General features: G+C 65.4%; 16 protein-coding genes. 5 read left to right on the forward strand and 11 right to left on the reverse strand.

Annotated elements, in window-relative coordinates:
• Nucleotides 1-123 precede the first annotated feature (123 nt).
• On the forward strand, nt 124-891 hold the full coding sequence (gene uppS / locus SH602x_RS05055) for an undecaprenyl pyrophosphate synthase (RefSeq protein ID WP_479475754.1): 768 nt from the start codon (nt 124-126) through the stop codon (nt 889-891).
• A 140-nt stretch (nt 892-1,031) separates the two neighbouring features.
• Nucleotides 1,032-1,952: a phosphatidate cytidylyltransferase gene (locus SH602x_RS05060; protein WP_479475755.1), complete on the forward strand. Its 921-nt coding sequence runs from the start codon at nt 1,032-1,034 to the stop codon at nt 1,950-1,952.
• A gap of 22 nt (nt 1,953-1,974) precedes the next feature.
• Here the strand turns inward: SH602x_RS05060 and SH602x_RS05065 are convergent, their stop codons facing one another.
• The 5 genes from SH602x_RS05065 to SH602x_RS05085 form a co-directional block, all read right to left on the reverse strand.
• Nucleotides 1,975-2,904 carry a DUF481 domain-containing protein gene (locus tag SH602x_RS05065; protein WP_479475756.1) on the reverse strand — a complete coding sequence of 310 codons (930 nt, stop codon included), beginning with the start codon at nt 2,902-2,904 and terminating at the stop codon, nt 1,975-1,977.
• A 143-nt stretch (nt 2,905-3,047) separates the two neighbouring features.
• Nucleotides 3,048-4,337, reverse strand: a complete 1,290-nt coding sequence (locus SH602x_RS05070) for a citrate synthase (protein ID WP_479475757.1) — start codon at nt 4,335-4,337, stop codon at nt 3,048-3,050.
• Nucleotides 4,338-4,491: 154 nt separating this feature from the next.
• Nucleotides 4,492-5,076: a class IV adenylate cyclase gene (locus tag SH602x_RS05075; protein ID WP_479475758.1), complete on the reverse strand. Its 585-nt coding sequence runs from the start codon at nt 5,074-5,076 to the stop codon at nt 4,492-4,494.
• 54 nt (nt 5,077-5,130) lie between these two features.
• Nucleotides 5,131-6,159 carry a ThuA domain-containing protein gene (locus SH602x_RS05080; RefSeq protein ID WP_479475759.1) on the reverse strand — a complete coding sequence of 343 codons (1,029 nt, stop codon included), beginning with the start codon at nt 6,157-6,159 and terminating at the stop codon, nt 5,131-5,133.
• A 156-nt stretch (nt 6,160-6,315) separates the two neighbouring features.
• A complete protein-coding gene (locus SH602x_RS05085) occupies nt 6,316-8,046 on the reverse strand; it encodes an alkaline phosphatase (RefSeq protein ID WP_479475760.1) in 1,731 nt (576 codons plus the stop codon).
• Between the two features lie 254 nt (nt 8,047-8,300).
• Between SH602x_RS05085 and SH602x_RS05090 the strand changes: the two genes are divergently transcribed.
• Nucleotides 8,301-11,633, forward strand: coding sequence for a PVC-type heme-binding CxxCH protein (locus tag SH602x_RS05090; protein WP_479475761.1), 3,333 nt, complete (start codon nt 8,301-8,303; stop codon nt 11,631-11,633).
• A 46-nt stretch (nt 11,634-11,679) separates the two neighbouring features.
• On the opposite strand, the gene SH602x_RS05095 is transcribed toward SH602x_RS05090, so the two are convergent.
• The 5 genes from SH602x_RS05095 to SH602x_RS05115 all read right to left on the reverse strand — a co-directional run bounded on the left by SH602x_RS05095 (nt 11,680) and on the right by SH602x_RS05115 (nt 21,123).
• Complete coding sequence (locus SH602x_RS05095; protein ID WP_479475762.1) at nt 11,680-13,491, reverse strand: potassium/proton antiporter; 1,812 nt, start codon at nt 13,489-13,491, stop codon at nt 11,680-11,682.
• Between the two features lie 111 nt (nt 13,492-13,602).
• A complete protein-coding gene (locus SH602x_RS05100) occupies nt 13,603-14,895 on the reverse strand; it encodes a DUF1552 domain-containing protein (protein ID WP_479475763.1) in 1,293 nt (430 codons plus the stop codon).
• A 74-nt stretch (nt 14,896-14,969) separates the two neighbouring features.
• Nucleotides 14,970-19,130: a DUF1592 domain-containing protein gene (locus tag SH602x_RS05105; protein WP_479475764.1), complete on the reverse strand. Its 4,161-nt coding sequence runs from the start codon at nt 19,128-19,130 to the stop codon at nt 14,970-14,972.
• Between the two features lie 147 nt (nt 19,131-19,277).
• Entirely contained in the window at nt 19,278-19,994 is a 717-nt protein-coding gene (locus SH602x_RS05110; protein ID WP_479475765.1) for a manganese catalase family protein, read from the reverse strand.
• 328 nt (nt 19,995-20,322) lie between these two features.
• Nucleotides 20,323-21,123, reverse strand: coding sequence for a hypothetical protein (locus tag SH602x_RS05115; RefSeq protein WP_479475766.1), 801 nt, complete (start codon nt 21,121-21,123; stop codon nt 20,323-20,325).
• A gap of 179 nt (nt 21,124-21,302) precedes the next feature.
• On the opposite strand from SH602x_RS05115, the gene SH602x_RS05120 reads away from it, so the two are divergent.
• Together SH602x_RS05120 and SH602x_RS05125 are read left to right on the forward strand one after the other, a co-directional pair.
• Entirely contained in the window at nt 21,303-21,935 is a 633-nt protein-coding gene (locus tag SH602x_RS05120) for an ECF-type sigma factor (RefSeq protein WP_479475767.1), read from the forward strand.
• Entirely contained in the window at nt 21,932-24,010 is a 2,079-nt protein-coding gene (locus tag SH602x_RS05125; RefSeq protein WP_479475768.1) for a protein kinase domain-containing protein, read from the forward strand. The genes SH602x_RS05120 and SH602x_RS05125 overlap by 4 nt, the downstream gene beginning before the upstream one ends.
• Before the next feature lie 97 nt (nt 24,011-24,107).
• On the opposite strand, the gene SH602x_RS05130 is transcribed toward SH602x_RS05125, so the two are convergent.
• Nucleotides 24,108-25,643, reverse strand: a complete 1,536-nt coding sequence (locus SH602x_RS05130) for a hypothetical protein (protein WP_479475769.1) — start codon at nt 25,641-25,643, stop codon at nt 24,108-24,110.
• Nucleotides 25,644-25,795 lie beyond the last annotated feature (152 nt).

Genomic DNA, 25,795 nt, shown 5'->3' on the forward strand with positions numbered 1-25,795 from the left:
CGGAAGCGTGCCGCGGGAGGCGATCGCCTCGTCCGTGCCTGCGTTGACCCGCAGGTACGGCGAGCGGAGAATGACGCGGCGTCGCCCGACCGCCCCGTTCCTTTATCCGCCGGTAGTCGCCTCTTGAACGCTTCGGTGATCAGCGCCGCTTCGCTGGACGGAATCGACCCGACCCAGTACCCGCGCCACATCGCGTTCATCATGGACGGGAACGGGCGCTGGGCGCAGAGCCGCAACCTGCCTCGGATCGAAGGCCATCGTCGCGGTGCGGCGACGGTCCGGCGAATCGTGGAGGAATGTTCGCGCCTGGGCCTGACCCAGATGACGCTCTATTGCCTGTCGCACGAAAACTGGAAGCGTCCGCCGGAAGAACTCGCCTTCCTGATGGACCTCCTCGCCCAGTTCATGGTCGAGGAGCGGACCAATCTGATGGAGCAGAACGTCCGGGTGCGGGTGATCGGACGTCGCGAGCGCATCCCCGAGTCGGCGCTCGCTCAAATGGACAAGACGGTCGCTCTCTGCGACGCGAACGACGGGCTCACCCTCTGCCTGGCCATCAACTACGGCGGCCGGCAGGAGATCGTCGACGCCGTTCGTTCGCTCGCGGAAGAGATTAGGGCGGGCGACGTCGACCCCGCGTCGATCGACGAGTCGACGATCACCGAACGGCTCTATACCGCCGGGATGCCCGACCCGGATCTGATGATCCGAACGTCAGGCGAGTTGCGGATCAGCAACTACCTGCTGTGGCAGCTATCCTATGCCGAAATCTGGGTCACCGACGCCTGCTGGCCGGAGTTCGACGTCGCCCACCTTCATCAGGCGATCGCGGATTACGCCCTGCGCAATCGTCGCTTCGGCGGACTCACGACGCCGGAAGGCATCGCCTGAGAATTCGTTCGCTTCGTCTCGTGCATCGTCAGCGTCGAGACGATGCCGCCGAAAGGATTCGTAATCGGTCGTACCGAGTCGCCCAAGCAATTCGGGATTGACGCTCCCCCCGTCGCCACCCGCATCTCCGAGTTCCTTCCTTGCTCCGGTTCCGCCTGCTCTCCGCCGCCGCTCTGATCGGGATCGTCGCGACGACCGTCTGGCTCGATTTGACGAGCCCGTACAACTTCGGACGTCCCGGCATCTGGATGGTGCCGTTCGGCGTCGCGTTCCTGGCGCTCGCCGTCGAGGAGTTTCGCGGACTCGTCGCGCCGCTCGCGACGCTGTCGAGAGTCGTGCTGCACGTTGGAACGCAGGCGATTCTACTTCCGACGTTCGTGCCGGCGTTCTACCTGCCGTATCCGGAAAGCTGTTCGATCGGACGGCTCGGATTCCCGCTCGTAGGGCTGGCCGCGGCGACGATCTTCGCATTCGTGACGGAGATGCGCCGTTACGACGGGCCCGGAAAATCGATCCAGCGCATCGCGCTCGCTTCGCTCTGCTTCGCGTTCCTCGGCGTCCCGTTCGCGTTTTTCGTGCTGCTGCGCCTGTTTCACGAGAACGCCTGGGGCATGACGGCGCTCGTCAGCCTGATTCTCGTGACGAAGGCGGCGGATTCGGGCGCGTACTTCACCGGGCGCTTCTTCGGCCGGACGAAGATGGCGCCGATCCTCAGTCCGAAGAAGACCTGGGAGGGCGCCGTCGGCGGAATGGTCGCCGCGGCCCTGGCGTCGTGGGCTTTCTTCTCCATCGCGGCGCCCAGTCTTCTGACGGAAAGTCAGATCGGCGGCGGCGAACTCTGGTGGCCGCGCTGTCTGGCGTACGGCGTCATCCTCGGAATCGCGGGGATGACGGGCGACCTCGCCGAATCGCTCCTGAAGCGCGATCTCGGCGCGAAAGATTCGGGCCGCGGATTGCCCGGCATGGGGGGCGTGCTGGACGTGGTCGACTCCCCGCTGGGGGCGGCCCCCGTCGCGTATCTCTGCTGGGCGCTCGGACTGCTCGGACCGCTCGCCGACTGATCTTGTAGGGCAGGCGCCTGCTCTAGAAATTCCAGAGCATCAGCAGCGAATAGTCGAGGTCGTTCGGCTTCGCCCCGCTCGGCGTCGAGTCGTATCGGTCGATGGCTGAGAGCTTCAGGCTCAATCCCCAGTCAGGATTGACCACGATCTCCCACGACGCCTTGCTGTTCAAACGGAAGTTCTCGTAGTCCGTGATTTCCGGATAGTAGGTCGCTTCGAACGTGACCTTCTGCCTATCGTCGATCTTGTGATCGTATTCGACGCCGAACAGCAGTTCCGGGACCCACTTGTCGTCGGGACCGCCGACCTCGCGCGACGCCGAGGCGCCGAGGCGTCCGCTCAGGCGTTTCGTATCCGACTGGATTATTTTGCGGGAAAGACCCGTGTCGGCGGAGAGACGTACGTCGAACGCCTTGAACTTGTCGTACTCCATCAAGCCGTGGACGAAGTACGTATACCGGTCGTCGCGAAGCTTCCATTCCTGCCGACCGTCCAGGAGCGTCGAGAGCGCCGTCTGATCTCCCTGGTTGGACTTGTCGATGTGCGTGAACTCGATCTTCTGAATCGTCGCTTCGGACTCGCGGCGGAGCTTGGCGCCCATCCGGAGGTTGAACGTCTCGCTGTTGCCTTCCGTGCCGTTGACGCCCAGTTCGACCGACCCGTCCCAGCTCTTCCAGAAGGGCGTGTCGAAGGTCGCCGTGAGCCAGGCGTCCGGCGTCTGGCCCAGCGCCAGGTGCAGCGGGTTCTCTAGCAGGTCCCAGTCCGAGTCGTCCTCGTCCGGAACGTAAGCCGTCTTCAGGAACGAGTTCCGTTCCTCTTCTTCGTCGAAGACGACGATTTCCGGCGGCTTGGAGGGCTCCGCGTCCGCGCGCAGCTTCGCCGCGGGTCCGCCTATCGTTGAAAGAAGGGCGAACGCGACGAACGCGAAGTTGACGACCGGGATGCGCAGCATGATGCCCAGCGAAAGAGCCGGACGCGCCGCATCGATTCCCTCGCGAAACAATCTCGCAAGAGCGCAACGGCGGAGTTCAGCGCGCAGGGAATATCAGAGATTCCCCTGGTCGGGCAAGACGCGTTCGGCAGGCGGGAACCGCTTCAGCCGCGCTTTTCGATCGGAACGACCGAGCGCTGCGTCGGACCTGTGTAAATCTGGCGAGGGCGGGCGATCCGAGTCGTCGAGGACTCGGTCATCTCGCGCCAGTGGGCGACCCAGCCGGGCAGGCGGCCGAGCGCGAACAGGACCGTGAACATCTGCACCGGGATCCCCAGCGCCCGGTAGATCACGCCGGAATAGAAATCGACGTTCGGATAGAGCTTCCGCTCGATGAAGTAGGGATCGTTCAGCGCGACCTCTTCGAGTTGCTGTGCGATATCGAACAGCGGGTCGCGCACGTGCAGCTTGGCCAGCAGCTTGTCGCAGGTCTTCTTGATGATCGTCGCGCGGGGGTCGAAGTTCTTGTAGACCCGGTGCCCGAAGCCCATCAGTCGGAAGTGGTTGGCCTTGTCTTTGGCCATGTCGACGTACTTCTTGACGTTGCCGCCGTCGTCGCGGATCTGCTCCAGCATGTTGACGACCGCCTCGTTGGCTCCGCCGTGCAGCGGCCCCCAGAGGGCGCAGATGCCGGCGGATATGCACGAGAACAAGTTCGCCTTGGCCGAGCCGACCATGCGGACGGTCGACGTGCTGCAATTCTGTTCGTGATCGGCATGCACGATCAGCAGCAGGTTCAGCGCCTCGACGAAGTCCGGGTCCGCTTCGTACGGTTCGCACGGCACGGCGAACATCATCGTCAGGAAGTTCTCGCAATACGACAGGTCGTTCTGCGGATAGATGAAGGGCTGGCCGATCGACTTCTTGTAAGCGTATGCGGCGATCGTGGGGAGCTTCGCCATCAGGCGATGGATCGAAACCTCGACCTCGTGCGGATCGTCGGGATCGAGCGAATCCTTGTAGAACGTCGAGAGCGCGCCGCAGACCGAGGAGAGGATCGCCATCGGGTGCGCGTCGCGCGGAAACCCGTTGTAGAACGATCGCATATCCTCGTGCAGCATCGTGTGCATGCGGATCGACTGCCGAAACTGCTCGAGCTGCGCCGCGGTCGGCAACTCGCCGTAAATCAGCAGGTAGCTCGTCTCCACGAAGTCGCAATTCGCGGCCAGCTCTTCGACCGGGTAACCGCGATAGCGGAGGATCCCCTGCTCTCCGTCGAGAAAGGTGATGCCGCTGGCGACCGAACCGGTGTTGACGAAGCCTTCGTCCAGCGTGATCAGGCCCGTGTCCGCACGCAGACGGGAGATATCGATCCCCTTCTCGTCCTCCGAACCGACGAGAACGGGATACTCGACCTGCTTGTCTCCGAAAACTATCTTCGCCGTATCGGCCATCTACCGTACCTTCGGGACAGAAATCGGGCGGAGCCGCTCACGGGGCGTCCTCGAACGACGCGAGCCAGAACGGTCATTCGAGGAACGGGAGGAGGTTGCGATGCGGCCCCCTGAACGGGTCAGCCGCGACTCCCCCCGGGAGGAGATTCCCTTTTTAGCTGCACGTGCGATTCGATTCTAGAAGGTCAGCGTAAGAACCGCTTCGGACCTGTTCCGGTCGTAGCGACAGCCCCTCCGCCAGGCGCCGTGCGAACGCCTCCGCCGTCGCCGCCCAGTCATCCTCCGGAGCGACGACCGCCGCTTCGCCGCTCGCTCCGTGGTTGACGGCGACGTCCGGCCGAACGACCTCGATCTCGACGAACTGCCCCAGGTCTTCGACCGCGTCGAGATGGATTCGGGCGGCGCCGATCAGATACAGCCGACGACGCTTCCGCATGACTGCGTACGGCTGACCGTAACGATCGGTTAGCGGCGCAATCGTCGTCTGCGGGTCGGGCAATGGGGTCCGCTCGTAGCGGCTCAGGCGAATCTGCGGCGAGTCGTCGCGGAAGTACGCGATCAACTCGGCGTTCGCTTCCGGCGCATGCTGTTCGCGGACCTTCAAGCGGCCCTGCGGAACTCGGAAGTAAGTGTCCGTCTGGAGCAGTTCGCCGACGAACGTCGCGCCGAGAAGCTGAGCCCGACGCTCGGCTTCCTGCAGATCGTCGCAGTCGAACTTCGCTTCGAAGTTCTCCGCCATCGCGTCTCCATTCGCGCTGTCGAAAACATCCGCGAGTCCGAGAACGAGGCTCGCTCAACCCTGCGGCGGAGCGGCCTTCAGGTCCGCCGGCTTCTTGTTCTTCGTGAACTTGTCGTTGCCGAAGGGGTTGGGGGCGAACTCGCCGACGAAGGCGACGTCCGCCTTCGCGGGAACGTCCAGTCCGACGGCCCAGTAGGTCGCGTTGACCAGCAGGCGTCGGAAACCTTCGCTCAGAAGATCCTGCGACGCGCCCATCGTGGTGGTGAAGACCTTCGCCGTGGCGCCGGACGGCGTCTCGAACGACTTCGTCCAGGCGATCGGCATCATGGGATCGTTCTTGGGGCCTTCGACGGCGGGATCGCCCTCCTTCATGCCCGCGACGACCTCGCCGAACACGAGCGGCAGGCTGTCGCCGGGCAGCGGGAGGCGAACGCCGTAGACGTCGGTCGGTCCGAAGATCGAGCCGGGCTCGACGCCGCGAAGAATCGGGTGGTCCTTGCGATCTTCGGCGATGACGCCGCGGGTCGCTTCGGAACCGTGGCCGCCGTGATGGTTGATCCAGGTCTCGCCGAGCACCTGCCGACCGAATCCGCCGTCCCAGTCGCGACTCCTCCAGTCCCACCTGGCGTAGGCCGACTTTTCGTTGAGGTTGAACGCGTGCGTCGCGGTGCGCAGGCCGATGACGGCTCCGCCCTTCTCGACGAAGTCGACGACATGCTTCATCTGATCGTCGGGCAAATCGCGAAACCGCGTCGCGATGATCATCGCGTCGGCGGAGTCGAGCGCCTCCAGGCCTGGAATATTCGTCCTCTCGTTCGGATTGATCGTGCCGTCCTGCTTATCGATGGCGAACAGGACCGTGCACTTGAATCCGTGACGATACGCGAGGATGGCGCCGAGTTGCGGGAGCGCCTCCTCGGAACGATATTCCTCGTCGCCGCTGACGAGCACGACGTGCTTTCCCTTTCCAGGGCCCTCGCCCCCTTCGTAGACGATCCAGGGATCGTCCGCCCGAAGTCCGGCGACGAACGCGAGGGACGCGAGCGACAACGTCGACGCGAAGAGCAGGCGTGGCAGCGCCATGAGGGGAACTCCGAAGCAGTGACGGGGGATGACGGAAGAGCGGGGCGAAGCTTCGCCGTCGCGCGGTCGCTTCGAAGTGCGACCAGCGGCAGGAAAAACGGCGAAACGCCCCGGCTTCCTATCTTACCATCCCCGCCATCGATATGCGCGGGCAAGCTACGGGCTGGCGGTCGGCCGTCCCGATCCCTCGACGGCAGGTACTACCGCAGCCGCATCGGCCTGCGCGGCGCCCGCAGCGTCAGCGATCGCCTGCGGATCGGTGACGAACAGCAGGTGACCGTGATCCGCCGTCACGAGCATCAGCGTCTCGTCCCAGCCGCCGTTCGCTTCCACCCATTCCGCGATGCCGCGAACGGCGTCGTCGCCCGCGAGGACGGCGCCGATCGAGTTGTCGAGATTGTCATCGTGGTTGGCCCAGTCGACGTCCCCCGCTTCGACCATCAGCCAGAACCCCTCCTCGTCGCGGGACAAGACTGAGAGCGCAGCCTCGGCCATCTCGCGAAGGGTCGGGTTCTCTTTCACGTCTGCCGAGTCGTAGAGTTCCGCCTTCTTCGTCCGCCCGGGCACGGGACGGTAGTCGCCGTCCGCCGTCTGGAACGGCAGGTGGGCCTCCTTCGTGCCGAAGAAGCCGAAGAGCCGGGCGTTCTTTTCGATCGCCGCCCTTGCGCCCTCCTTCAGGATGTCGCTGCCGTCGCTGCCGGCGGTACGCTGCGCGACGACGTACTTGCCGCCGTTCTCGACGTCAATCGCTTCGAGATCCTCGTGGGGCAGGTACCGATTGCCGGGGACGAAGTTCTTGCCCTGGCCATTATCCTTTTTCAGTTCGACGCCATGACCGGAGCCGATCACGACGTCCATACCCGAAAGGGGTTCCGCCGGGTGCGAGATCGACGGACGGCCCACCAGATCGCGCGAGAGATCCTGATAGTCGTCGCGGGAAACGTTATGAGCGTACGTGGAGGCGGGCGTCGCGTGCGAAATGGGAACGCTGCTCACGGCGCCGACGGCCCAGCCCTTGCGCTGCAGTTCGTGGGCGATTGACGCGACCGGCGCGCCGTAGTCGTCGACTCCGATCGCGGCGTTGTAAGTTTTCACCCCGGTGAAGATGGAGGTCGCCGTCGCTGCCGAGTCGGGATACGGATGCTTCGGAGCGCCGTCGACCTCTGGCTGGCCGATCAGGTAGCCCGGGTCCTTCGGAATGCTCCAAGGGGCGCTTCCGCCGAACTCGGCCGAGTATCCGCCGGGCCCGGCCAGCGTCGCCGGCGCGACGGACTGATTATCGACGTCGGCCATCACGTTGTCGTACTTCGAGTCCGTCACGACGTACCCGAACTGCGTCGTTCCGCGGGCATCGTATTCCTGGAAGAACAGGCCCTTGCCGCGACCTTCGTCGTAGCCGACTTTCTGCGCGGCGTAGATCGCGGCAGCGCGGGTGGTGTGCCAGTCCATCCCGTCGAAGACAACCACGATGATTCGCTTCTTGCCCGCTTCGGCGGCTTCTTGCTGGATTCGGAACAGATCCGTTTGATCGAAATGCTGGGCCTGCGGGTCGAGCGTCCGTTCGGGCAGACGCCCGTAAAGCTCCGTCAGGCGCTCCTCATCGCGATAGATGGAGTTCTCGCCCGTATACGATTCGAGATCGACGCCCTCGCCGGCGCCCTTCGTCCCGAAGGCGTAGACCGGGATCAGCCGGTTCGAGTGGGTGCCCCACTGCAGGTAGTTGTCCGGGTCGATTCCCCAGTGGGCGACGGTCGACTTTTTATCGCGGATCGCCTCGGCCTGAATCCGGGCCAGACCGTCCGGCGGATCGGCGATCGCTGACGAGGCGAAGGCCGCAAGAACCGCGACCGAAAGAGCGAACGAAGGGGCCGAAGCGCGAAGCGTCATAGCTGAGTTCGGGCGGGCAGGAATCGGGCGGAGAACGTCACTCCCAGTGTAAGTACGTTCTAACCCGCGCGAGCGTCGGATTGACCCGCCTGCCTGCGAAGATTCGGGGAAGTTCGACACGTGCGCGCGGAGGGACGCGAGTCGCTTGTCGTCGGACTCGTTCCTGCCTAGGCTTAGGGCTCGCGGTCTGCCCGCATTCAGCGGCCTTCCCTCTTCCGCATCGATTCCTCCCTATGTTCGTTCGTTTCGCTTCGATGTTGCGTCTTGCGGCGTCCTCGCTGGTCGTAGCCGGTCTGACCTTCGGCCAGGAAACGCCTCCTCCGCTGGAGCCGCAGATCGCGCCGGCGTCCGCCGAAGGAGAGCAGGCGATCCCGGGCTTCAAAGTCCCGGCAGGCCTGAAGACGGAACTGGTCGTCGCCGAGCCGCTCGTCGCGAATATCGTCGCCTTCGACGTCGACGCCCAGGGCCGGCTGTTCGTCTGCGAAACGTTCCGCCAGAAGAAGGGCGTGGAGGACAACCGCTCGCACGGCGACTGGCTCGACGACGATCTCGCCGCGCGAACGGTCGAGGATCGCATCGCCTATATCAAGAAGCGGCTGGGGGCGAACGCCGTCGAGTACACCAAGCAGGACGACCGGATTCGCCTGCTGCACGATTCGAACGGCGACGGCAAGATCGGCACGAACGAATCGCAGGTCTTCGCCTCCGGGTTCAACGACTTGGAGATGGGCACCGGGGCGGGCGTCCTGTCCTACGACGGGGCCGTTTATTACACCTGCATCCCCGACCTGTTCCGCCTGGTCGATACCGACGGCGACGGGAAGTCGGACGAGCGGGAATCGCTGCACACGGGCTACGGCGTGCGGTTCGCCTTCCGCGGACACGACATGCACGGACTGATCGTGGGCCCCGATCGCCGGCTTTATTTCAGCATCGGCGACCGCGGCTACAACGTCGTATCTCAAGAAGGAACGCGGTTCGAGAATCCGGACTCGGGCGCCGTCTTCCGCTGCGAACTCGACGGTTCGAACCTGGAAGTCGTCCACACCGGCCTGCGCAATCCGCAGGAACTCGCCTTCGACGACTACGGCAATCTCTTCACGGGCGACAACAACAGCGACTCGGGCGACAAGGCGAAGTGGTTCGTCATCGCGGAGGGCGCCGACGCCGGCTGGCGGATGTACTACCAGTACCTCTCCGATCGCGGGCCGTACAACCGCGAGAAGCTCTGGCATCCGCCGCACGAAGGCCAGGCGGCGTACATCGTCCCGGCGATCGCCAATCTCAGCGACGGTCCTTCCGGACTCGCCAGCTACCCCGGCGTCGGACTTCCGAAGTTCTTCGACGGGCGATTCCTGCTGTGCGACTTCCGCGGCCAGACGGGCAACTCCGGAATCCGCACGTTCCGCTGCGCTCCGAAGGGCGCCTTCTTCGAGGTCGTCGACGAGGATCAGTCGTTCTGGAACATCCTCGCAACGGACGTCTGCTTCGGACCCGACGGCGCGGTTTACGTCTCCGACTGGGTCAACGGCTGGGACGGCGAAGGAAAGGGACGCATCTATCGCTTCTTCGATCCGTCGCAGGCGAATGCGGAGCTCGTGCAGGAAACGAAGAGCCTGCTGGCGGACGATTTCCGCTCGCTGAAGCCGGAACGACTGGTCGACCTGCTGGGGCACGCCGATCGACGCGTCCGATACGAAGCGCAGTTCGCGCTCGCCCATCTGGCGGAGACGCGCCGTTTCATGGACGTCGCCGCCGACGATCAGCGACCGCTCCTCGCACGACTTCACGCGACTTGGGGGCTCGGGCAACTCGGACACCAGTCGAGCGAGCCGGCGAAGGAACTCTCGCAAGAGGCGCTGGTCGTGCTGCTCGACGCGCAGGACGAAGAACTCCGCGGGCAAGCGGCCAAGCTGTGCGGCGAACTAGGCATCGTCGCCGCTGCGCCTCGTCTGCGACAGATCCTGGGCGAAGGAGCGCCGCGACCGGCCTACTTCGCCGGCATCGCGCTTGGCCGACTGAATGACGCCGAGGCCGTCGATCCGCTGATCAAGATGCTGGAAACGAACGCCGACGCCGACCCGATGCTCCGTCACGCCGGCATCATGGGCCTCGCCGGGTGCGCAACGGCGGAAGACCTGACCAGCCGCGCGGTTCATATGCAGCCGTCCGCGCGCGTCGCCGCGGTGGTCGCGCTGCGGAAGCGCCAGGCGCCGGAAGTCGCTTTCTTTCTAAAGGACGCCGACCGTCGCGTAGTCCTCGAAGCCGCCCGGGCCATCCACGACGCTCCCGTCACGGAGGCGCTGGCCGCTCTGGCCGCGACGCCGATCACGGCGGGCGACGAACGGGCGCTGGTCGAGCGAGTCCTGAACGCGAACTATCGCCTCGGCGGAGCCGAGAACGCGAACCGCGTGGCGGCCGTCGCCGCGTCGAACGGCGCCAGCGAGGAGATGCGGATGGAAGCTCTCCGCATGCTGGCGAGTTGGGGCGAACCGTCGCCCAAGGATCGCGTTCTCAACCGCTGGGATCCGCTGCCGACTCGCGACGGCAAAAGCGCCGAGGCGGCGTTCCGCAGCCGACTTGCGGGAATTTTCGACGCCCCGTCCGCCGTCCAGAGCGAGGCGGTGAAGACCGCGGCGATCCTCGGCATTCAGGAAGTGCTTCCCGCGCTGGAGCGCTTCCTTACCGATGCGAACGTGCCTGCCGAGCAACGGGGTTCATCGCTCGCCGCGCTCGAGAAGCTGCATGCCGCGAATCTGGAAGAACTGGTCGCGAAGTCGCTGACCGACTCGGCGCCGGCGATTCGCGCCGCCGCTCGCGACGTGCTGAGCCGCACCTCGCCCGACAAGGCGACGAAAGAACTGGCCAGGGCCCTGGATAGCGAGAGCGTCTACGAGGTTCAGGGCGCCTACGCCACGCTGGCCAAGCTCCCTCCCGCGCTGTCGGCCCCCCTCCTCCGCGAACGGACGAAGAAGCTGCTGGCGGGCGAGATCGCGCCGACGGTTCAGCTCGACCTGCTCACGGCGGCCGAAGCGGTCGACGACGCCGCGCTCGATGCGGCGCTCGCCGAGTACGAGAAGTCGCGCAAGGTCGATGACTCGATCGCTGCGTATCGCGAAGCGCTGGAAGGGGGCGACGCGCGACGCGGAGCCGAACTCTTCTACGGCCGCGCGAGTCTGTCGTGCGTGCGCTGCCACAAGGCGCTCGGCACGGGCGGCGAAGTCGGGCCCGACCTGACGGAACTCGGCAAGAAGAAGGACCGCGAGTACCTGCTGGCCTCGATCACGGTGCCGAACCGCGACATCGCGGAGAACTTCGAAACGCTGATGGTCATCACCGATGACGGCCGCATCCACTCCGGCATTCTGCGGGAAGAGTCCGACGAAGAGATCGTCCTGATGACGCCGGAAGGAACGCTTGACCGGATCGACGCCGCGAGCGTCGAGGGTCGCCGCAAGGGCAAGTCGTCCATGCCGGAGGATCTGATGAAGAACCTAACCAAGGCGGAGCTTCGCGATCTGGTCGAGTTCCTGGTCCGTCCCGTTCCTCCCGCCGGCGCTTCGGCGACCGAAGGCCATCGGGAATAGGGCCTTCCCGAATCGACGGACGCGGGCGCTCGCGAAGCGTCCGCGTTCAGTCCTGCGGAAGCGGCTCTTCCGCAGGGTTCGCTGGCGATTCGAGGTTCGGCTCCGACTTCGATGCGGGGTCGGGCGCGACATGCCGCGGATCCTCCGGCAGGAGGATCATGCCGATCTGTTCGATCTCGCCGTTCGTTCCGACGAGCCGGGCCTGCAACGCGATCGAACCGAGCGGGACGGTCTCGCCCTGGGTCAGTCGTTTCGCTCCGGCGCGGGCGCGGATCGCTTCGACCAGGGTCAGATGCGGCGGCAACTCCGTCTTAAGGCCGTAGGTCTCTTCCAGTTCGCCGATCGTCGCGGTCGGACGCAACGGGAACGACGTCATGCTGGGCAGATCGAGCGGCAACTCCGTCCGTTCGGCGAAGACCTGCGCGACGAGCGCCGCGACTTCGCTGCGCACCACGACCAGGACATGATCGCCCACCTCGATTCGCGTTCCTCCATGCGGAGGAATGATCTGCTTCTCCCGGGCGATCAGCGAAATGACCGCGCCCGTCGGCAGCGCCAGATCCTTCACCAGATGCCCTGCCGCGCGCGATTCGGGGCGAACGGTGAAATCGAGCACGCTTCCGTCGAGGTTCTGCAGCGAACTGATCTCCAGCGTCACCGGCGGGGGCGGTTCCGTCGGCAGCCGCAAACCCAACCAGCCGGCGACCGGCGCGAGCGACCAGCCCTGTACCAGCGCGGACAACACGACGATGAAGAAGACGATGTTGAAGATCAGGGCCGCGTTGTCCACGTCGTACAGCAATGGAAAAATAGCGAGAGTAATCGGAACGGCGCCCTTCAAACCGACCCATGAAAGCAGCGTCATCTCGCGCCAGTCGAAGCGAAACCAGGGTGCGCAGAGGAACACCGCCGCCGGCCTGGCGACGAACATCATGACGACCGCGATCAGCAATCCCTTCGGCGCCGCCTGAACCAGTTGGGAGGGGTAACTCAATAGTCCGAGCACGACGAACATCGCGATCTGAGCCAGCCACGCGCCGGCGTCGTGGAACAGCCGAATGCTGCGCTGGTACGCGAGCGGACGGTTTCCGATGACGATCCCGGCAAGGAAGATCGCGAGGAATCCGCTGCCCCCCAGCGCGACTGCCGTCCCGTACGACAGCAGTCCGAAGGCGGCGACCAGGATCGGATAGAGGCCGGACGCATCGAGCCGGATACGGTTGACGATCCACACGGCCGCGAATCCGATCGCCAGGCCCGCGAGAACGCCGACGACCGTCTGCATCGCGAACAGCAGCAGGAGATCCGTACCGAACGTCATCTTGCCGGTCAGAACCTGAATGCACCCGATGGTCATGAAGATGGCCATCGGATCGTTCGATCCGCTTTCGACTTCCAGCGTGGACGAGAGCTTGGTGGGAAGCGTGATGCCGCCGGTCCGGAGAACGGCGAAGACCGCGGACGCGTCGGTCGAGCCGACGATGCTCCCCAGCAACAGCCCTTCCAGCCAGGAAACTCCCAGGATCCAGGCGGCTGCCATGCCCGTCACGCCCGCCGTGACGAACACGCCGATCGTCGCGAGCGCCACCGACGGCTTCCAGACCGCCCGGATCGATTCGATCGGAGTGCTCAGACCCCCGTCGAAGAGGATGATCGCCAGCGCGACGGTTCCGACGGCGTGGGCGACCGTGTAGTCGCTGAACTGAATCCGTCCGAGTCCCTCTTCGCCGGCCAGCATGCCGACGAGCAGGAAGAGCACCAGAACCGGGACGCCGAGTCTTGCGGAAATCTTGCTCGACGCGATGCCGAGCAGCAGCAAGACGCTTCCGATGAGAAGAACGACGTCGACGGGGAACATAAACGGCAGCGGAGCTCCGCGAACAGGCGGATCGGTCGGGCGAAACGGCGCGAATCGAGTATGCCCGATTCTCCACCCTTCCGACACCCGCGTTCGCTTCGTTCGGCCGGTTCAGGCCGACGTCAATTCCTCCAGCGGCGTCGATGCGTCTCCGAATCGGGTCGCGGGCTGCCCCATCGTCTGCAGGATGGACAGGTAGAGCCGGCACATCTGACGCTCGGACGCTTCGCGATAATCGAGCGTCCGTCCGGTCTCCCACTTCCCGCCCGCGCGTCCCAACGTCAGCACGGGAAGCTGCGTCGCGTCGTGACTGCCGTTGAGCATGCTCGAGCAGAACAGCAGGACCGAGTTATCGAGCGCCGTCCTTTCTCCCTCCTGCACCGCGTCGAGTTTTCGGGCGATGTAGGCCAGTTGCTCGACGAAGAACTGATTCACCTTCAACCAGTCAGGCGTGTCGGCGTGCGACAGCAGGTGGTGGATCATGTAGTCGACGCCCAGGTGCGGAAAGCGGAGCGACGAGTGATCGTTGTTCAGCTTAAGCGTGACGATCCGCGACGTATCGGTCTGAAACGCGAGGACCAGGATGTCGCACATCAGCCGCATGTGTTCCGCCACGTCCTGCGGAATGCCGTCGACGGGTCGCGCGACGTTCGGTTGGATCAGCGACGGCTTCCAACCCTGGCGCTCGCCCCGCTTGCCGGCGTTCTCGATCCGGAGTTCGACGTCCCGGACGGAATCGAGATATTCATCCAGCTTTCGGCGATCCTCCGTCCCCAGCCGCGAACGCAGACCCGTCGCGTCTTCTAGTACCGCGTCGAGCACGCTCACGTCGCCCCGGTCGCTCCCCTCCTTGAACAGGCGGTCGAAGGCCATCGCGGGATAAAGTTCCAGCGGCGTCGGCGTCGTCGGCGAACTCCACGAAATGTGGGAGCTGTAGAGCATCGAGTAGTTCTTGTGGACCGACGGGTTCGCGTGCTCGCATCCCAGGACCAGGCTCGGCGTCTTCGTTTCGCGACCGTAAGTCTGCGCGAGCACCTGGTCGACGCTGGTGCCGGAGCGGATATCTCCGCCTGACGCCAGCGGAGCGCCGGAGAGCAGGTTGCCGGTTTGCGAACTGTGAATGTTCCCCTTCAGGGCTTCCTCGTTGCGCAGGCCCTGAATGAAGAGCGCCTTCTCGCGGAAGTCGCTGATCGGCGCGAGAACCTGGCCCAACTCCATCTCGCGGCCCGAGCCGCGGGCCCACCATTCCTTATGGAACCCGTTGCCCGCGAAGAGCACGGCGAAACGGACCGGCGCCTCGGATCCGTCGCCTTGAGCGCCCCAGACGGGCAGCGACTCCATCCAGGGAAGCGCCATCGAGACGCCGAGCCCATGAAGAAACCTGCGGCGGCTGAAGGGGATCATGGCGAGGCTCGCTTCGTAAGGAGCTGAATCCTGGGTCGTCGTTCGGATCGGATGCGTAGCGCGCGGCGTTCGGGTCAATCGGTCCAGTCGGAACCGCGAATCGTGCGGAACTGCTCGCTCAGGACGATCGTCTCGATCGCGGCGGAGATTCGGCCTTCCCTCGCATCGAGGTTGGCAAGCATTTCGTCCAGCAGCGGTTCGTCGGAGAGTCTCACGCTGCGCCCGAGAGCGTAGCCTAACAGCTTGCGGCAGAACTGACGCAGAACCTGGTCGCGTCGCTCTCCCAGCAGATAGTCGCGGAGACCCTCCGCCCCGACGAACTGCGTCCCGTCGACGAGCTGCGCCGAGGCGTCGATCGGCTGACCTTCGGCGTAGCGATCACGGCGGCGCCCGATGGCGTCGTAGCCTTCCAGCGCAAAGCCGAAGGGATCGATCCGGACGTGGCACTTCGCGCACGCGGCGTCCTCGGCATGCTTCGCGACGAGTTCGCGCTCCGTCAGTCCCGCGGGCGTTTCCTCCGGCAGCGGCGGAACGCCTTTCGGCGGACGCGGCAACCGTTCGCCGAGCAGGCTTTCGCTGACCCACGTGCCACGGAGCACGGGGCTCGTCCGCGACGCGCCCGACTGCTTCGCCAGGACCGACGCCATCCCGAGAATGCCGCCCCTTCCGTAGGCTTTCGCTCCCTCGATGCGTCGCCAATCGGCCTCCTCCTCGGGAGCGTCGTCGGCGCCTTCCCAGGCTATCCCGTAATGCTGCGCGAGCGGGCGGTTCACGAAGACCGCATCGGCGTCGAAGATCGACTCGATCGGACGATCCTGCCTGAAAAAGTCCGTGAAGAAGCGCGACGGCTCCTCCGCCATGTCGTCCCGCAGTTCGGCGAATTCAGGAAACGCGACGGCGCTCTTCTCGTCGGACGTCGCGAAGTCCCGCACATGCAACCACTGGCACGCGAACTCCTTCGCCAGCCGACTCACGCGATCATCCCGCAGCATCCGCTGCATCTGGCGGACGAGTTCCTCGGGGTCGGTCAGCGTTCCGCTGGCGGCGCTCCGCCGAAGTTCATCGTCCGGGGGGGACGACCAGAGAAAGTACGACAGCCGCACCGCCAGTTCGTGCTCGTCGACCGGCTGTGCGTCTTCGCCAGGCGGCGCCTGTTCCAGTCGATAGAGGAACGCGGGCGAAACGAGGATTCGGGCCAACAGCGTGCGGATCGCCTCGTCATGCGGCGTCTGTTCGGCGCGCAGGCGATCGTACAGACCCTGCAGTCGCTTCCTCTCTTCGTCGGAGAGCGGACGACGCCAGGCACCTTCGGCGAAGTCGATCGCGGCGGCGACGTGCACCGGCTCCGCATCCGTCAGTCTTCGTTCGAACGCCTTCGCCGCGTCGTTGATCGGACCTCGCAGCGGCGCGAAGACGGAGGGGTCGGCATCCTGCGATGCGTACTCCATCAACTGCTCGAACGCGTCGACCTGTCGGATCGCATCCTGCCCAACGAAGCGGAGTTCCTCCCACGCCCGGTCGAGCCAGGCGATCTCCTCCGGTGACAGCAACGCCCGCTGCAGCGGCTCGTCCTCGCGATGAATCAATCGGAGCGTGACGACTTCGTCGATCGGCACGATCTTCGTGTAGCAGAGCGCCGCCGGGAACAGATCGCGGAACCGCGAGAGATCGGCTTCGATCGCCTTCCACGCGGCGCTTCCCTCGCTGGCGAGAAGAGGCTGACCCGACCGCAGAACGGGCGGCGCGATCGGCGGAGTGAGGGTCGCCTGCACCTGGACGGCGACTTCGTTGCTCGGCAGGGCTGACGCTTCCGCTACGAACTCGTACCCGTCGACGAGCGCTCTCGGCAGTCGGATCTCGACCACGGAGGGAACCTGGATCGCCACGGCTTCTCCTTCGATGGGCGATCCGTCCGGCAGCTTGCCGAACATCGAAGGATCGAGCCCCCATTCGAGCTCGTTCTCGACGGAAGAAGGATTCTCGTCGAGAGGCATTGCCTTCAGGGAAAACGCGAACAACGGTCCGGCGTACGAGGCGAAGCGCTCGTAGAGCTTGCGTTCCGGGTCCGGCGTCGCCTCCTTCGGTCCCTCGGCGAAGAGCTTCGCCAGCGACTCCCGGGTAGCCCGTCGGCCCTCAGGATCGACCGCAAGCAGCCAGCGGGACAGCGCATCGTTGCCGATGGCGTCGCCAGATTCAGGCGAAGCAGAGCCGGCCGGCTCGGCGAACAGATGCCAGACGTCGGCGGACCCGAAGCGATCGGGCGCCGGGTTCTCCGGCTTCGCCTCGGTCGTCAAATCCGCAGCAAGGTCCCAGGTCCGCTCTGACGCAGCGTCGACGATCTTGAGGTCGATCCCGGTCAGATCGCAGACGTGATCCTTGTCGCGGGCTCCGACCACGATCGCCACCACGTCACCGCGTCGCACGACGATACGTTCCAGGGGTCCGAACGGAGTCGCTTCCCCGCTGGCGAGCGCTCCGGAGGCGAGGGCGAACCGCTGCTTTCCGCGACGGAGTTCCACTCGCCAGCTAAGGCCGTTGCCGCAGGCATCGTGCGAGTCGCGTACGAAGCCGGAGATGCGAACGGTCGCGTCGACGGGACTTCGCCAGGCGGCGCCGGCATCCTGATCGGGCGAAGGATGCACGGCGACCGATCGTCCGGGCAGCGTGCCGGGAATGCGAACCTCCTGATCCGACGCGTTCGCCAGGGCGCTGGGCGTCTCGGGTCGGCCCCATCCGCGAACGAAGGCGTAGTCGCCGACCGGCAGCGGCGTCTCGAAACGGCCCGCGATCGGCGTCTCCGCGACGCGAACCTGCGTCAGTTCGAGCCACGCGGCCAACTCCTCCTCTCGAACGTCATGCGACTTCGCGAGCGCCGGGATGTCGATCTCTGCGTCGTCAGTTGCCAGGGCCTCGTCGATCGCCGCGAAGCATCGGCCTGCATTGCGGAAGCTCCGGTCGCGGAACGCCTCGAAGCGAGCGACCGCGGAACGCAGATCGCGCAGCGGCAACTCGGGACGGTCCTTTCCGACGAGACGCGGACGATTCCAAAGAACGACCGCCGATTCGCCGACCGACGCCGGCGTCGCGGCGAGGTAGATCGTCACGAACTCGCCCTCTCCGCCGGAGAGCGGAAGGCGGATCTCCGTTCGTGCAGCGAGCGGGCTTTGCGGTTCCATCCAGGAGGTCGGCCCGCCGACCCGCCCCAGATGACCGACGCGATTGAACTTCCAGAGCGCCCGCTGCCAACCTTCGACCTCGTTCGCCAGCGTCGCAGCGTCTGACGGACCGGCAGCAAGCCAGCGAAGGCGAAGCGGATCGAGCGTCGGCGAAGGAGCTTCGTCGTTAAGCTCGTTCCATAGCGTCGTCAGGTATCGTTCGCTCAGACCGCGTTTCTCCGCGACCTCCGCGAACGATTTCGTTCCGGCAGCGAGCCCCTCCCGCTCGACGATCGTCGCCTCGAAGTACGAAGCGAGCGGAAGCTTCCCGCCGTCGGCCGATTCCCACACGAGTCCCTGCAGGTTGATTTCGGCGCTCTGCATCGGCGCGGACCGCGACCGATAGAACTCGCGGATCCGCCTAAGCGATTCTTCGGTCCAGTCTTCGCGGCTGACGCCTTGGGAGAAGCGAATGCCGTCAGGCAGCAGCACGGCATGACGAGCGACATCTTTCGCCGCGGCGAAGTACTTTTCCGCCAGCGCCGGAGACATCGCGAGCGCCTGGCCCGTGTTCGTGAAGCCTTCGCCCGCGGCGCCGTCGGGCGGAAAATCGCGGCCGGGATCGAGTTCCGCGACGCCCGTCAGATCGCGGATCGTATAGCCGTATTCCGCATTATTCAGCCGGCGGAGTACGACCGGTCCCGGATCGCCGGCACGCGATCGGGCCTCGGCGTCGAGGAATCGATCGACCCAGCCTCGAAGCGCGAGAAGCTCCTCGTTCGTCGGCTGATCGGCATCCTCGGGCGGCATCTCGCCCGATTCGAGAAGCTGCGCGACGAGTTGCCAGGGAGCGGGATCGGCTCGCAGCGCGGCGAACGAAGCGTAGCGCTCCAGGTCGAGTTCGCCCTCCTTGTTCGCGGCGTCATGACAATCCAGGCAGTAGCGCGCAAGCAGGGGTCTTATCGAGCGGTCGAAATCTGCTGCCAGCGCGTCGAACGCGACAGGTTCTGCGCCGCGGAGCACGACCGGGACGAGGCCGGATACGAGGAGTATCCATCCCGCGAGAGAGAAGCGAGTCATGGCGAGAAGCGGCGGGGCGTGCGAAGAGGGGAGAGATCTATCGTCCCCTGACGCCTTCGCTGATGCAACGGCGTCGTCGCCATGATCCGAGAGCGAGTTCCGCCGCCCGCCGCTGCGCTGTTCCGGACTCGCGCTGCCGGAGGGACGTCAGCGGTTGCGAATTCCCTCGAACGCCGGATTGTCGATCTTTTCCCAATCGCCCCCGGTGTTCCACGGGCCGGTCAGGTCTTCGCCCATCTCGCCCGATCCGGTCGAGTCGTTGAAGAACTTGTCCACGAATTCGGGATCGGGCGGCAGCTTACCGATCTCGAGCGGACCCAGGCCCATCGATTCGAGCGCGATCCCGAAGGCCTTCATGTGCGTGATCTCTCGCGTCATCAGAAAGTTCAGCGCATCGATCGTGCCGGCGTCGTCCGTGTACTGGATCAGCCGCTCGTAGGTAATCTTCGCGCGAGCCTCGGCGGCAATATTGCTCCGCAGATCGACTTCCAGTTGGCCGCTGACCTTGAGGTAGTCGGCGGTCCAGGGATTTCCCTGCGAGTTATTGAGACTCACCCCGCCGCCGCCGATGACCGCGATCAGCGGGTTAGCTTCGGCGGCCGAGGCGCGCGTCTTCATCGGCGCTAGATGCAGCCGCGTCAGCATGCCGATCACCTCCAGATGGCTCAGCTCTTCGGTGCCGATATCCATCAGCAGGTCCTTCCGCGCCGGATCGTCGCAGTTGAGCCCCTGAATGGTGTACTGCATGGCCGCGGCCAGTTCGCCGTTGGCGCCGCCGAACTGCTCCAGCAGCATGTTGCCGAAGACGGGATTCGGTTCATCGACTCGAACCGTGTACATGAGCTTCTTGACGTGGTGATACATCGCAGGGCCTTCTTCTCGAATCCGGGGACGAATACCGCTGTCGCTAAACGAGCGCGGGCGGCGTCCCTTCGTTTGAAAGCAAGCTTCGCGCCAGCGAAGCCGTTCTGTGCCAGGAACTTTCCCTGCTGCCACCGCCTGAATCTCCAGCAGGATTCTTTCGCGCAGCGAAGCGACCGAGATACCGACAGCGCTCGATGCGGCCGGAGAACCTGACGCTCGGGGATTCCGTTCCGAGCGGCGAGCAGCGATCGACCGTTTCGCGCACGAACTTGTTCCGCCGGAATCGTCTGGACGCCTCCGAACCCGTGCGCTTCCAGCGCGGTCAACGTCAGCGCGACGCTTCGCGAGCCAGGCGCTGCTCGCGGACTTCCTGGAACTCCCGCTCGAAGCGGGCATCGAACTCGCGGAACAGGCTCAGGATCTCCGGTCTGGCCATTTGCGCCTCGACCTTCGCCGCTTCCGCCACCACGGCAGGATCCTTTTCGAGTTCGTTCAGAAGTTCGCCTTGTTCCGGAGAGCGTCGTCGCCTGGCCGCGACGACGGCGGCAAGCATACGCGTCGAAGCCATGAAGGCGTCCTTCGTCGCCGCGCGGAGGACGCGGAAGTCCATCCGCGCGAACGCCCGATCGAAGGCGCGGCGAAGGTCGGCGATGGTCTCCCGATCCGCGGCAGGAGCCGGCGTTCCGTTCGTCGCCCTTCGCCTGGCGCTCAGAAAACGATCGACTTCCCGGCCGAGCAGGATCGTGCGGATGACTTCCAGCGGCACGTCCCTTACCGACCGGATGAGTCGCAGCGGCTTGCGAATCGGAAACAGAGCCAGCTTCAATGGGGCCCGCAGCGCCGCGCTCCCCAAGCCGGAAAAGAACCCGCCCGCGCCGTCATAGTACGGCTCGAACCGGTCGATTTCCGACTCCCTGCCGTGCGCCTGGAGCGACTTCCGGACGGCGAAGCGATGGCACTTCGACTGCAGGTAATCGTCGACGAACGGGAGGGGTACGAAGATCGCGGACGCCGAAATAACGCCGGCGACCGCCCACTGATGCGGGAGCCACGGCGCCGATCCGGCCAGCCCGTCGACGACGGCAAGCTCGGCAGAAGCCGTCGGAGGCGATGCGTCAGCGATGGTCATGGTCAGGCTTTCGATGCGTAGGAACCTCCTGTCGACGGCATTCTAGGCGCGCCGTCGCTTTCGACGACCCGACGCGAACGAATGCCCCCGTGCGAGGGGCGAGGTAGAATGAATTCCCGCAGGGTTTCCCCGCCCCGGCGGCTCGTCGCTTCTCCTCTCTCGACTTACGAACCAGACCGATGGACGCCCGCTCGGAAGATACGGCGACCGGCGTCTCCTCGCTCGAGTCGGTGACGCTGTGGGTCGAAGGTCTCCGTCAGGGCGATCAACTGGCCGTGCAGCGCTTGTGGGAGCGGTTTTTCCTGCGGATGGTCGGTCTGGCTCGGCGAAAGCTGGAGGGCTCCGCGAAGCGAATCGGCGACGAAGAGGACGTCGCCGCGAGCGCCTTCAAGAGCTTCTGTCTCGGCGCCCAGGAGGGTCGCTTTCCGAGGGTCGCCGATCGCGACGGACTCTGGGCCCTGCTCATCGCTATCGTCGCGAACAAATCGGGCGACCATATTCGCCGCGAGAATCGGCAGAAGCGCGGCGGCGCCGTCGGCCATGAAGCAGCGAGCCGCCTGACCCCGGAATGCCTGGAAGAAATCGTCGCTTCGGAGCCGACGCCCGAACTGGCGGCGCAGATCGCGGAAGAGTTCGCGCACTTGATGATCGCTCTCGACGAAGCGGGCGATCCGCTGCTCAAGCAGGTCGTCCTCGCGAGGATGGAAGGTCACGAGACGCCCGACATCGCGGCGAGCGCGGGCTGCACGCGTCGAACGATCGAGCGGAAGCTGGCGCTCGTTCGCCGACTTTGGGAAAAACGACTGCTATGAGTCGTTCCGACGAGCGCGAACAGGAACCTCCGGCAGGCCTCGTCGGCGATTTGCCGGAGGCGGACGCGTTCGAGATCGAGCGAGCGTGCGATCGCTTCGAAGAGGCGTGGCGATCGGGCCGGCCGCTCGCCATCGAGGAAGCGCTGCGGGACGTGCCCGACCGCCTGCGTGCGGCGGCGCTGCGGGAGCTAGTGGCGATCGAGATCGAACGACGCGGCGACGGCGGCGAGCGCGTCTCGGCGGACGAGTATCGAAATCGCTTTCCCGAACTGACGAGAATCTCGACGCGATCGACGGCGATAGATCGGGAGCCGGCGAACGAAGCGTCAGTCGAAAGCGAGCCGCAGGCGCCAAGCGACGCGCCCCTGGCGGTATTCCATGAGCCGGAGGAGGGAGACGACGTCGGCGACTACCGCCTGCTCGAGAAGCTCGACGCGGGCGGGATGGGAACGGTCTACAAGGCCGTCCATCGGCACATGGGCCGCGTCGTCGCGATTAAAGCGCTGCAATCGAGGTGGCTGTCGCAGAAGGATCTGGCGAAACGGTTCGAGCGGGAGGTTCGGGCGGCGGCGAGGCTGCATCATGCGAACGTCGTCGTCGCGTTCGACGCGCGGGAAGAGAAGGGCCGGCGCTGGCTGGTGACCGAGTACCTCGAAGGAATCGACCTCTCCAAACTGGTTCGCCGCGACGGTCCGCTCCCCGTCGAGGTCGCCCTGAACTATGTGCTCCAGGCTGCGCGAGGGCTGGAATACGCTCACGCGCGCGGACTCGTCCATCGCGACGTGAAACCTGGGAATCTTTTCCTGACGAATGACGGAACGGTCAAGGTTCTCGATCTGGGGCTGAGCCGATTCGTCGCGATTGACGACGAGGACTGGGTCGAACCGCTGACCTCGAGCGGAGCCTTTCTGGGGACGGCCTCCTTCGTCGCGCCGGAGCAGGCCCGCAACTCCCGCCGGGCGGACGGAAGAGCGGACGTTTATTCGCTCGGCTGCACCTTGCACTACCTGCTCGTCGGCAAACCGCCCTTCCGCGGCGAAACGACGATCGACGTCCTCATCGCTCACGCGACCGAACCGCCGCCGACGTTGCCGGGGTTCGATCTGTCGCCCGATCGTGCCGACCGACTTCGCATGATCTACGCGAGGTTAACGGCGAGGCGACCTGACGAACGGTTCGAGTCGATGACCCAGGTCATCGAGGCGATCGAAGGCTTTCTCGCTCGCGGGCCGGAACCGGCTGGCCCGATCGTCAACCAGCGAGGAGGAGCGTCGAATCGACCCCGCTTACTCGACCGCTCGACCGGCGGAGCGGCGCCGTCGATCCGAGCGCAGGCCTGGGCGGCCGCTCTGCTGGCGCTCTTGCTAATCACGGGCGCGATCGCGTGGGGCATCTACTCGCAACGCGGCAACGCAGGAGGAGACCCGCCGGTTCCGGTCGTCGCCGCCGAGCGGAACGCGCTTTCGTTCGATGGCGAGGCGAGCTATGTCGAAGTCGACGACTTTCGCGACACGCCCGATCAGCCGGCGACGATCGAGGCGATGGCGCGGCCCGATCGCGCGAAGAACGGGAACCTCATCTCTTGGATGGGCCCCGACTGGATGGCGCTCTACCTTAGCGCCGACGGTCGCTGGGGCGTCGCCAAGCAGACGGGGGCGATGTCGCAGTTGCTTCAGGCTGCGGAACCGGCGCCGCTCGATCGGTTCTCGCATATCGCCGGCGCCTGGGACGGCGAGCGTCTGCGGCTTTTCGTCGACGGAGTCGAGGTTCCTGCGACGAATGCGGAGTTCGTGCTGCCCCAAACTTCGCCGGGCCTGTTCATCGGCGGCGTTCCGCAAGGTCGACTGCCGGCGGATCAGGCCGATCGCTTCTTCGCGGGAGAGATTCGAGCCGTACGCATCTCTCGCGGCGTCCGGGCTCCCGAGCCGACCGTCGCCGATCCCGCAGAATGGGGCACGACGCCTGCGACGCTCGCTCTGCTCCGTTTTCAGCAGGGCGCCGGAACGGAGACCGTCGACGACGCCTCCGGACGCCGCGTCACGCTCCACGATGCGACTTGGGTCGAGGCTCCCTGAATTCGCCTCGATCCAGTTCGCCTGAAGAACGAAAAGAGGCCGGAACGACGGGCGTTCCGACCTCTTCCTTGCAGGCCTCGCGCTGGGCGCTCGCCCGTCACTCGAACTCGGTCGCCAGGTAGGTCATCGCCTGGTAGGCGTAGTTCGCCGTCCCCGCGGCGTAGGGCGCTCCCGACTGGGCGCCGTAGTAGTAGGCGTTGACGAAGGCGTAATACTCCATCTGGTACTGCGAGTACCGCAGCGACAGGTAGGCGTTCATTTTCTTGTTCTTGTCGTAGTAGTCCGCACGGACCTTGTTCGCGGCATCTCCGTACATCTTTCCGTACTGGGCGTACTGAAAGGCGTACTCGCTCGCTGCAGAGCCGGGGTCGTACTCCTGCGCGAGCTGAGCGTAGGCGAGCGCCGCGTTCGTATGCTCCGCGATGTAGGGCGCCTGCCAGCGATCCTTCGCGATTCGTTTGCGAGGGGTCAGTTCGACGTAGAACGATCGCATCGTGCCGTCGGGTCGCTCGACCGTGAGGTACATCCGACGGCCGTTGCGCGACAGGGCATCGCAACTCTCGATGCGGTAGCCGTCGAGGTCGATGTCGAGCGACCGCTCGATGACCCACTTCAGTTCCTTTTTGCCATGCTGCGGTCGCCACAGGAACGCGTCGAAGCTCGCGTCGGGACGCTGGGCCTGTCCGACGATGTAATCGCCCTTCGCGCTCATCGCCTCGGGCATCGATTCGTCACCGCCGAAAGTGCCGAGGCTCTTCATCCCTTCGTCCTCGGTCCAGCGAAACGCCCGCATTCCTGAGGCAGTCGCCGAGTAGCCGGAAACGACGCTGCCGTCGGTCGAGACGCACAATGCGGCGCCTGCCCCCGGGCCGAGCGACCCGAGGACCTCCAACCCGCCCGCCTCGGTCCAGCGAAACGGAATCGGCACGCCGCCGCCGTCGAAGCTGGCGCCGACGGCGGTCGAACCGTCGGCCGACAGCGCGGCGGGGATCGTGAAGGCGCCGCCGAAATCTCCGACGTCCTGCATGCCGGCGACGTCCGACCAGACGAACGTCCGGAAGTCGCCGACCGCATCTTCGGAAAGACCGAGCACGGTCATTCCGTCGTCCGAGCAGTGCGACGCCGCTGAATTCGCGCCTCCCAGCGTGCCGAGGTCGATCTTGCCCGCATCCGCCCGCCAGACGAAGGCATGCATGTCCACGGCGTTGATCATCGCGTCGCCGACGATCGTCAGACCGTCCGCGTTCACCCACCGCGCCGTCGCCGACGGTCCGCCCAGCGTCCCGATGTCGAGGAGCGCTCCGCCGTGCCAGCGAAAGGCTTTGTCGTCCGCGCCGTCGTCGGCGATGCCGGCGATGACGCTGCCGTCGGCGTCCATCGCCATGCCGCCGCTCTTGGAGCCTCCTGCGAGGACGCCAAGGTCCTCGATGCCGCCGTCGGGCGTGAAACGAAAAGCATGAAAGTCGCCGCCGCCCACATTCAGCCGCCCCGTGGCGACGCGTCCGTCATGGCTGCATTGCTCGACGGAAAGGACGCTCGGCAGAACCCGCCATTCCTGAGCCTGGGACGAAGAGACGGCGACGGCCGCTACGAGCGACGCGATCGCCAGGGAGAAGAGAAAACGTACCCGCATCGCAGAACCCCTGATGAGCAGACCGGGAAGAGCGGCCTTAGGTCGTGGACCGCCCGTTCGGCAGTCGTCATCAGGGAACTCGCCGTCGATTCCGAGTCGCGACACGGAAAGCGGGAAAAACTTCGGAATCGTTCTCTCGACTTCGAGACCCG

The organism is Lignipirellula cremea (assembly GCF_056501455.1).